This window comes from Amycolatopsis sp. M39 (genome assembly GCF_001651785.1).
GTDB classification, from domain to species: Bacteria; Actinomycetota; Actinomycetes; order Mycobacteriales; family Pseudonocardiaceae; genus Amycolatopsis; species Amycolatopsis rubida.
Window position 1 is genome coordinate 42285 of the sequence record NZ_LWSF01000041.1, and the last position, 8183, is coordinate 50467.

General features: G+C 72.4%; 11 protein-coding genes. 4 read left to right on the top strand and 7 right to left on the bottom strand.

Going from position 1 to position 8183, the window contains the following annotated elements:
• Nucleotides 1-95: 95 nt before the first annotated feature.
• From A4R44_RS43390 to A4R44_RS43410, 5 genes are read right to left on the bottom strand one after another with little or no spacing between them, the layout of a single operon-like run.
• Nucleotides 96-1247 carry an MFS transporter gene (locus A4R44_RS43390; protein WP_067595094.1) on the bottom strand — a complete coding sequence of 384 codons (1152 nt, stop codon included), beginning with the start codon at nt 1245-1247 and terminating at the stop codon, nt 96-98.
• A gap of 8 nt (nt 1248-1255) precedes the next feature.
• Entirely contained in the window at nt 1256-1786 is a 531-nt protein-coding gene (locus A4R44_RS43395) for a Chromate resistance protein ChrB (protein ID WP_067595050.1), read from the bottom strand.
• 26 nt (nt 1787-1812) lie between these two features.
• Nucleotides 1813-2298 (bottom strand): TetR/AcrR family transcriptional regulator, encoded by a 486-nt coding sequence (locus A4R44_RS43400; RefSeq protein WP_161269319.1) that lies wholly within the window; start codon nt 2296-2298, stop codon nt 1813-1815.
• Nucleotides 2299-2324: 26 nt separating this feature from the next.
• Nucleotides 2325-2519, bottom strand: a complete 195-nt coding sequence (locus A4R44_RS43405) for a hypothetical protein (RefSeq protein WP_067595056.1) — start codon at nt 2517-2519, stop codon at nt 2325-2327.
• A 28-nt stretch (nt 2520-2547) separates the two neighbouring features.
• Nucleotides 2548-3171, bottom strand: coding sequence for a class I SAM-dependent methyltransferase (locus tag A4R44_RS43410; protein ID WP_067595060.1), 624 nt, complete (start codon nt 3169-3171; stop codon nt 2548-2550).
• A gap of 50 nt (nt 3172-3221) precedes the next feature.
• Between A4R44_RS43410 and A4R44_RS47125 the strand changes: the two genes are divergently transcribed.
• The 4 genes from A4R44_RS47125 (at nt 3222) to A4R44_RS43430 (ending at nt 5785) form a co-directional block, all read left to right on the top strand.
• Nucleotides 3222-3890: a class I SAM-dependent methyltransferase gene (locus A4R44_RS47125; protein ID WP_232792057.1), complete on the top strand. Its 669-nt coding sequence runs from the start codon at nt 3222-3224 to the stop codon at nt 3888-3890.
• A 136-nt stretch (nt 3891-4026) separates the two neighbouring features.
• Nucleotides 4027-4923, top strand: a complete 897-nt coding sequence (locus A4R44_RS43420) for an RNA polymerase sigma-70 factor (RefSeq protein WP_067595064.1) — start codon at nt 4027-4029, stop codon at nt 4921-4923.
• Between the two features lie 122 nt (nt 4924-5045).
• Entirely contained in the window at nt 5046-5312 is a 267-nt protein-coding gene (locus A4R44_RS43425; protein WP_067595066.1) for a GlsB/YeaQ/YmgE family stress response membrane protein, read from the top strand.
• Nucleotides 5313-5503: 191 nt separating this feature from the next.
• Nucleotides 5504-5785, top strand: a complete 282-nt coding sequence (locus A4R44_RS43430) for a DUF3040 domain-containing protein (protein ID WP_067595068.1) — start codon at nt 5504-5506, stop codon at nt 5783-5785.
• 213 nt (nt 5786-5998) lie between these two features.
• Here the strand turns inward: A4R44_RS43430 and A4R44_RS43435 are convergent, their stop codons facing one another.
• Nucleotides 5999-6475, bottom strand: a complete 477-nt coding sequence (locus tag A4R44_RS43435) for a hypothetical protein (RefSeq protein ID WP_198545671.1) — start codon at nt 6473-6475, stop codon at nt 5999-6001.
• A 318-nt stretch (nt 6476-6793) separates the two neighbouring features.
• Nucleotides 6794-7738, bottom strand: a complete 945-nt coding sequence (locus A4R44_RS43440) for a winged helix-turn-helix domain-containing protein (RefSeq protein WP_067595074.1) — start codon at nt 7736-7738, stop codon at nt 6794-6796.
• Nucleotides 7739-8183: the final 445 nt, after the last annotated feature.

Here is an 8183-nt window from a genome sequence, read left to right on the forward strand (position 1 = left end):
AACCGCCCAGCGAACGGCGCGCCACGCCGAAATCACAGTCAACGCCCGACCACACCACCGGGTTTCGAAACACCCGCTGAGGGAATCAGATTCCCTCAGGGTTCCCCGCACGGCTTTCGGAAGCCAGCCACCAGCAAGCCGGCCGCAGCGAGCACCACAGCCAGCCCGCCGAACCCCGCCCCCAGCGTCGCCGCCGACGCGAGCGCGCCGACCAGCAGCGGCCCGCCCGCGTCGCCCAGTTCACGGCCGACCTCAGCCGCCCCCATCGTCTGCCCGAGCCGTTCCTTCGGCGCGGAGCCGGCCAGATGCGCGAACCCGATCGGCGTGGCCACCCCGACCCCGGCGCCGATCGCCACGGCCGCGACCGCCACTCCCCCGACACCCGGCACGAACGCGCCCAACGCCAGACCGGCGGCAGCCAGCAGCAACCCGCCGGCCATCCCCCGCCCGTCGGGGATCCGCCCGGCGTCCCGGAGCCGGCCGGCCCACGGCTGCACCAGCGCGGAACACAACGCCAGCACCGACACGACCGCGCCGGTCGCCAGCGTGCCGAGACCGCTCGCCGCCCCGGCCACCGGCAGGAATCCGATCCCGGCCGCGAGCGCCCCGGTCGTTCCGGCCAGCACCGCGGCCGGCCGGAGGAACCCAGGCTCAGCGAGCCGGCGGGCAAGGTCGAGAACGGTCTGTCGCCGCCGCGGCAACGGTTCCGGCGCGGGCACCACCAGCGCGGCCCATCCGGCGACAACGCAGGCCAGCACCGCCAGGGTGCCGAACAGCAAGGAAAACCCGCCCAGCGTGATCAGGACACCGCCGAGCAACGGGCCCAGCGTGTACCCGACGCTCTTCCACGCGCCGTAACCGCCGAACGCGCGCCCCTGCCGTTTCGCCGGCGACAACCGCGCGACGAGTGCCCCGGCCGCAGGCGAGAAGGCCGCCGCAGCCGCGCCCTGACCGAACCGCGCCAGCCCGACCGCAGCCGGGTTTCCCGCGACGACGAAGGCCGCCGACGCGAGCGCGAACGCGAGCAACCCGCCGAGCAGGACCGGCCGCGGCCCGATCCGGTCGGCCAGCGAGCCGAACACCGGCTTCAGGACGACCTCGGCCCCGTCGTAGACCGCGAGCAGCAAGCCCAGGGTCAGCAAGGAATCGCCGTGCGTGTACGTGCCGAGGCTGGCGGCGACGCTGTGCGCCCCGAACGCGGTGACGAACCCGGCGGCGTACAGCGGACGCAGCTCAGCGGAACGCATCGGAACTTTCACATCTGGTGCAGGGCTTGGAAAACCTGCTCGGTGTAGTCCGCGAGCCGCTCGGCGCACCGCTTCAGCCGCTGTTCGGCCTCCCCCGCCGAAGGCGCGCCGAACACGTCCCGCGCCTTCAGGTCCCGATGCCAGCGCCGCAACCGCTCCAGGCTCTGCTCTTCCTCCTCCAGCTCGGCCATCGTGAACTTGCCGATCCGGATTTCCTTGTCGATCTCGGCGTCGAACTTCCCGCAGTCGGCCAGGAACTCCGCCCACTCCTCTTCCCGCTCGGCGGTGAACATCTCCACCAGGCGAGAACCGTCCCGTTCCGCGGCGTCGAGCGTGATCACCTCGCCCTCGCCGCGTGCGGCCAGCTCACCGACCCGCGCGACGCCACCGGCGAACCCGGGCACATCCGGCACCGCCCAGGCGCCCTGCCCGAGCGACAACGCCCCTGTCCGCCGCAGCTCACGCCACACGGCGACGCGATGCCGCGACGGCCCGGACGGCACCCGCACCACCAGCACCAGCCACTTGTCGTCCGCCACAGCACTGAATGTATCACGTGTTACATTTACTCAGGTAGCGCTGCCAGGAACGTGCCGACCGTCCGGTCCGCCAACGCCCGACGCTCCGCCATCGGCAGCGAGAGACACTGCAGCGTCACGCCGTCGATCATCGCGAGCACCTGCGCCGCCACGTCCTCGGACAACCCGGCGCCGACGCACCACTGCCGCAGCTCGCGATCGAGGTTCGCGTTTTCCTTCCGCAGCACCGGATCCACGACGGCCGCCGCGGCGTACGCGAGCCATACCCGGGCACGCCGGGCACGCGGTTCGTCCAGCGGCAGCCACAGCTCGACGAAACCGGCGATCGATTTCGGTCGCGCCGCCTCGATTTCGGCCAGGAACTGCTCGCCCGCGTACTCGAAACCGGCGCGCACGAGGTCGTTTTTCGTCCGGTAGTAGTACTGCACCTGAGCCGGGGAAACGCCCGCCGCCGCGGCGACTGTCCGCACGCTGAGCGAGCCGATTCCCTGCTCGGCCAACACAGTAAGCACGGCATCGAGCACATGGGCGCCGCGTTTCACCGCCGGGACGCCCCCGTGCGCGCCCGCCACGCGACCGCGACCAGCTCAAGCACCCCGAGCACTCCCACGACCACGCCGACCTGCCGCAACCCGATCACCGGCGTCTCGACGTCGTGGAACACGAAGTACAGCACCGCGCCGACGACCACCATCAGCACGCCGACCAGGACCCGCGCCCATGCGCCGCTCATCGCACCCCTCCTATACGAACGTACAGGATCAGCCGGCCTTCCGCGCGGCCAACCGCTCGACGATCCCGGCCTTGCTCCGCTCCGCCCGTTCCACCTCGAACCCGGCCGCGGCGAGCAAGGGCAGCGGCCGGCGCGTCAGGTAGTCCCCCAGCCGCGCCACGGTCAGCTTCTCCAGCAGCCGCTGAGCAGCGAGAACGAACCGGCGATGGCTGCCGACGTGGTCCAGCAGCAACAACCGCCCGCCCGGCCGCAGCACCCGGTGCATTTCCGCGATCGCGCCGCCTTCGTCCGGGACGCCGCACAGGCCCAGCGTGCAGACGACCGTGTCGAACGTGCTGTCCGGGAACGGAAGGGACTGCGCGTCGGCCTCGGTCAGCGTCGCCGCGCGGCCGGTCTCGGCGGCCCGGCGCCGGGCGAGGTCCAGCATCGACGGGCTGAGGTCGACCCCGGTCAACCGCACCTCCGGCGGGTACAACGGCAGATTCCGGCCGGTCCCGACGGCAACCTCCAGCACCTCCCCCGCGGCCTGCCCGCACACCCATTCGCGGCCGTCGGCGAGCAGCGCCCGCTCGAACCAGGCGATGTCGCGGTCGTACCGCGGCGCGGCCTCGTCCCACGTCCGCCGCAGCCAGTCCGGTCCCCGTTCCGCCATCGTCGCGAACTCCTCTCCGCCGAGGTCTCCTCCGGCTACCCTCGCATCCCATGGGGGCCTTCGACCACGACGCCGAGCTCCGCCGCTACCACCGGCGCCTGCACGAGGCCGCCGACGTCCAGCCGGACGACCATGTCCTCGACATCGGCTGCGGCGCCGGGGAGCCCACCCGCGCCGCCGCTCAGCGCGCGACGCGCGGCAGCGCGCTGGGAGCCGACCTGTCCGCCTCGACGATCGCCCGCGCCGAGCGAGCGGCCGCGGACGTGCCCAACGTCCGGTTCGCCCAGGTCCATCCGTTCCCGCCGGCCGCGTTCACGCTCGGGCTGAGCCGGTTCGGCACGATGTTCTTCGAGGATCCGCCCGCCGCGTTCGCCAACGTCGCCCGCGCGCTGCGGCTCGGGCAACTCGTCTGGCAGGAGCGGCGCGGCAGGAATGGGTCACCGCGATCCACCGCGCGCTCGCCGAGGCCGATCCGCCGTCCGGCACCGCGCGCGGCGACGCCTTCTCCCCCGCCGATCCCGCGACTGTCCGAAGTGTCCTCACCGCGAACGGCTTCGCCGACGTCGAACTGGCTGGCGTGCGCGAACCAGTCTGGTACGGCCCCGATCCCGCCGCGGCATTCGACGCGGTGCTCAAGCTCCGCGAAGCGAGCGACCTGCTCGCCGCCCGCGACGCCGGTGAGCAAAACCGAGCCCGCGCCCGGCTGCCCGCCGAAATGACGGAGCACCACGGCCACGACGGCGTCTGGTTCGGCGCACGGGCGTGGCTCGGCACCGAGCGCCGGACCTGATGTCACAAACTCCCGGCGGCCGGCGTCCTATGGGCGATCGACCCCAGAACGCGAAGGAGCCACCCATGACAGCGCCCGGCGAAGCGAGCGCGGACCTCGCCACCGAGACCTTCCTCGCCCACCGGAACCTGCTGTTCACCGTGGCCTACGAGATGCTCGGCTCGGCCGCCGACGCCGAAGACGTGCTGCAGGAGACCTGGCTGAAGTGGGCGGGCGTCGACCTCAATGAGATCCGCGAGCACCGCGCCTACCTGGTCCGGATCACCACCCGCCAGGCGCTGACCCGGCTGCGCACGCTCGGCAGGCGCAAGGAGTCCTACGTCGGCACCTGGCTGCCCGAGCCGCTGCTCACCGCGCCGGACGTCGCCGAGGACGTCGAACTGGCCGACAGCGTCTCGACGGCGATGCTGCTGGTGCTCGAAACGCTGCGGCCGACCGAGCGCGCGGTGTTCGTGCTGCGCGAGGTCTTCGACGTGCCGTACGACGAAATCGCCGAAGCTGTCGGCAAAACCCCGGCGGCGGTGCGGCAGATCGGGCACCGGGCGCGGTCGCACGTCTCCGCCCGCCGTCCGCGCGGCGACGTCACACCCGCCGAAACCCGCGGCGCGCTCGACGCGTTCCAGAAGGCCGTCGAGACCGGCGACCTGCAAGGGCTGCTCGACCTGCTCGCCCCGGACGTCGTCTTCCTCGGCGACGGCGGCGGCGTCAAACAGGCGGTGCCGCGGCCGATCGTCGGCGCGGGCAGGGTCGCGCGGCTGCTGGCCGCCGGGAGCGCCCAGATCCCCGCGCCGCTGCGCCCGACGCAGGTCAACGGGCACCCGGCGCTGGTGCTGAAGCTCGACGGCGAGGTCGACACGGTGCTCACGCTGCGCATCGACGAGGGCAAGATCACCGGCCTGTACGCGGTGCGGAATCCGGCGAAGCTGTCGCACATGGACACCGAAACCGCTCTCCGCCGCTGACTCCCGCCGGTGCTACGGACAGTAGCCCCGATGCTGGCGGGCGCCACCCGGTCGGACCATGCCATCCTGATCCGGTCAGGGGCGGCCCGACGGGCCGCCGCCGTACCGAGGAGAGGACCGACGTGGGCGTTGTCAGCTGGATCGTGCTGGGCCTGATCGCCGGATTGATCGCGAAGGCCCTCATGCCGGGCAAGGACCCGGGCGGCTGCATCATCACCATCCTGCTCGGGGTCGGAGGCGCGTTCGTGGGCGGCTGGATCGGCAAAACGCTGTTCCACACCCAGCTCGGGACGTTCTTCGACCTGCGCACCTGGGGTCTGGCGGTGCTCGGCGCGCTGGTCATCCTGACCGGCTACCGGCTCATCGCGGGCGGCCGCCGCCGCGACTGAGCCGCGAGGGCGGCCCGCCGCGTCCGCCACGCGCTGGGCCGCCCTCGCCGCGCGGTCCGGAAGCGCTTTCGCGCCGCTCGCCGGACTCGCCCGCACAGGGCGTCGAAACGAACTCGGACCCGGATTCCGGCCGCTTTTCGTGGCAGAATCAGCGGAGAAAATCCCGGCCAGGTCGACGGGCGGAGCGGACGATGGCGCTGCGCGACCACGAACAACACCAGCTGGACGAGATCGAGCGGTGCCTCGCCCAGGAAAATCCGCGCCTTGCCCGCCGGTTCGAGAAGTTCCGCCCGATGCCCGCGGTCACCTTCGCCGCGGCCGCGCTCGGCGTCCTCAGCGTGTTCCTGACCGGGCTGGTCGTCCTGGTGGTCGGGTTCGGGATGGGCTCCGCCGCGCCGATCGCGGTCGGCGCGGTGCTCACGACGGCGATCCCGCTCACGATCGTCTGGTTCTACCGCTGCCACTGGCGCTGACCCCGCGCGCCGTCCCCGGGCAAGACCCCCGCCCAGGAAACCCGTGCCTGCGCGCGGCCGAGCCCGGCGCAAGTTCTCGCCACTGCCGACGGACCCGGCAGGCGATCGCGAGGAGATCAGTGAAGGACTCCTTGAGGAACTCTGTTTCTCTCAAGGAGCCCTTCACCGAACTCCCTCGCCATGCGCTCCGCCCCGCCGCTGGCGGCTGAGACTTCAGGCGGCGCGCCCTCGCGCGAACCGGCGGTACAGCGCGAATCCCGCGATCACGGTGACCAGTTCCCAGGCGATCGTCGTGATCACTGACACCGACAGCACGTCGATCCGGTCCGGCGACGAGGCCCGGAGCTGGCCCCGTGCGTCAACGCGGACGCGGGTCAAGCCGCGCGCCGCCGGGTCGGAGCGCAGCGGGATGTTCGCTTCTTCTCTGCCGCCGTCCGGGGCGGTCCACGTGACGCGCCGGGTGTCGGGTGTCGCGGCGCCCTCGCTCCCGCGCAGCGCGCCGGAGCCGGGCTGGACAGCGGCGACGACGGACCGGCCGGGCGCGCGGCCGATCGCCGCCGAGCCCTGCCGGTGGATCCACAGCCCCAGGCAGATCCCGGCCAGCGCCGAGACCGCGACGGCCGCGGCCAGGACCGGAAGGAGGAACGTGCGCCCGCGCTGCGCGGACGCGCGCAAACCACCAGAAGCCATGTCTCGAGAATGCCGCGAAAACCGGGACCGTGACAGGGTTTGCGGACAAATGTGCCCAAGTCGCAGGAAAAAGCGCCCACCGCGGGCAGTCGGCACCGAGCCGATGTCCGATTTCACCCGTTCTTTTCACTCATTCGTGGGTAACGCCACACCGAGGCAACCCAGACGCCGCAGCAGGATCGGCAATCCGCGTTCCATTCCGCGCCGGTGGAGGCACCCTCGGTACCGCGTCGCCTGCCAGTCGTGCGGTCACGTCGTTTATTGCCGCGGTCTTCCGTTAGTACGTGGAATTCTTCCCGCGCGCACAATCATTCCCCGTCACCCGCCGGACGCGCTCAGCAACGCCTGACCGGTGGCCGTCACCGCGTGCCGGACGGTCTTCCCGTCCTGCTGGCTCTCCACCAATCCCGCGCGGCGCAGGACACCCGCGTGCCGGCTCGCCGCGACCGGGGTCACGCCGATTTCCCCGGCCAGTTCGGCAGTGGAGAGCGGGACCGCCAGCGCGTGCAGCGCGCGGGCGCGGGTCGCGCCGAGCAGGTCCGGCAGCGGGTCCTGGGCGCTCTCGCCCGCGGTGATCGCGCGCCCCGCGGGCCGGACCAGTACCGCCGACGGCTCCGGTCCGGTCGCCGGATCCGTTTCCACGAAACGGAAATAGCCGGGGATCACGAGCAATCCTCCGAAGTAGACACTGCGGTCCGCGGGAGGATCGCCGGAGAATTCCGGGCCCTCCCAGGAGATCGCGGCGCCGGCCCGGTCGATGCGGGCGGCCGGGGTCTGCCGTGCGAGGCCGTACGACGTGAGCGCCGACCCGAGCAGCGCACGGGCCCCGTCGGCCAGTTCCCCGGCCCACGACGGCGCGACCCCGTGCACGAAGAACGTCTGAAGGTCGGCGCGCAGCCTCGTTTTCTCCACGCGCACGACGCCGTCCCCCGCGACCGGGCCGATCTCCCGCCGCCGCTCCGCCGGTCTCAGCACCCCCGTGCGGCGGGCCGTCGCTTCGCCGCCGCCGGACTGCCCGCCGGGCGGCAGCGCCTTCACGGCCCGGTTGCGAAACTCCAGCGCGGGCACCGGACGGGGGTGCGGAAGCAGCCCCTCCCGGCGAAGCTGCTTGCGGGCACGCGCGGACCAGACCCGCGGCCCGCCCGCCGGACGGCGGCTCTGCAGCGCGGTGAGGCTCAGCACCAGTTCCCACAGCGGATCGGGGCCGGCGGGCCGCCTCGCCCGGCCGAAATCGTCGTCGGTGAAATGAATGCGCAACGCCATGTGCTCCCCCTGCCCCCCGACATGGTTGCACTTCCAGGGTGCCGCGCGAGTCCGCCGCTGTCCAGGCGATTGTTCGCTCAGGGGAAAGAACCCACCGAATGCCAGCGAATCTCGCTGAATCAGGTGGTCCTTCCGCGGACGGCCGGTCGCGCGAATCGGCGGCCGTATTCGGCGGGCGTGCGGCGTGCACGCCCGGATGCACCCGGATCCAGGCTGTGCGGGCAACTTCCGGGGTGAGCGGACGGTGCGGCGGAGCGCCGACGGACCAGCGGTTCCCGACAGGTGCCGCGGCGATTTCCCCCAGCCGGGCGACTATTGCGCCGAAACCGGCGAAACGGGGCCCGGCCGCGTGGGCCGGACCCCGTTTCCGGTGCCTTCAGTGCGTCGGGTTCAGCTGAGCAGGAGGCCGTTGCCGCCGGCGACGGCGTTGTCGAAGCGCTTGCTG

Bases quoted from the DNA above. Each gene is read 5' to 3' on its own strand.
- A4R44_RS43390 (WP_067595094.1), bottom strand. From the start codon at position 1,247: ATGCGTTCCGCTGAGCTGCGTCCGCTGTACGCCGCCGGGTTCGTCACC.
- A4R44_RS47125 (WP_232792057.1), top strand. From the start codon at position 3,222: ATGGGGGCCTTCGACCACGACGCCGAGCTCCGCCGCTACCACCGGCGC.
- A4R44_RS43405 (WP_067595056.1), bottom strand. From the start codon at position 2,519: ATGAGCGGCGCATGGGCGCGGGTCCTGGTCGGCGTGCTGATGGTGGTC.
- A4R44_RS43440 (WP_067595074.1), bottom strand. From the start codon at position 7,738: ATGGCGTTGCGCATTCATTTCACCGACGACGATTTCGGCCGGGCGAGG.
- A4R44_RS43410 (WP_067595060.1), bottom strand. From the start codon at position 3,171: ATGGCGGAACGGGGACCGGACTGGCTGCGGCGGACGTGGGACGAGGCC.
- A4R44_RS43430 (WP_067595068.1), top strand. From the start codon at position 5,504: ATGGCGCTGCGCGACCACGAACAACACCAGCTGGACGAGATCGAGCGG.
- A4R44_RS43420 (WP_067595064.1), top strand. From the start codon at position 4,027: ATGACAGCGCCCGGCGAAGCGAGCGCGGACCTCGCCACCGAGACCTTC.
- A4R44_RS43435 (WP_198545671.1), bottom strand. From the start codon at position 6,475: ATGGCTTCTGGTGGTTTGCGCGCGTCCGCGCAGCGCGGGCGCACGTTC.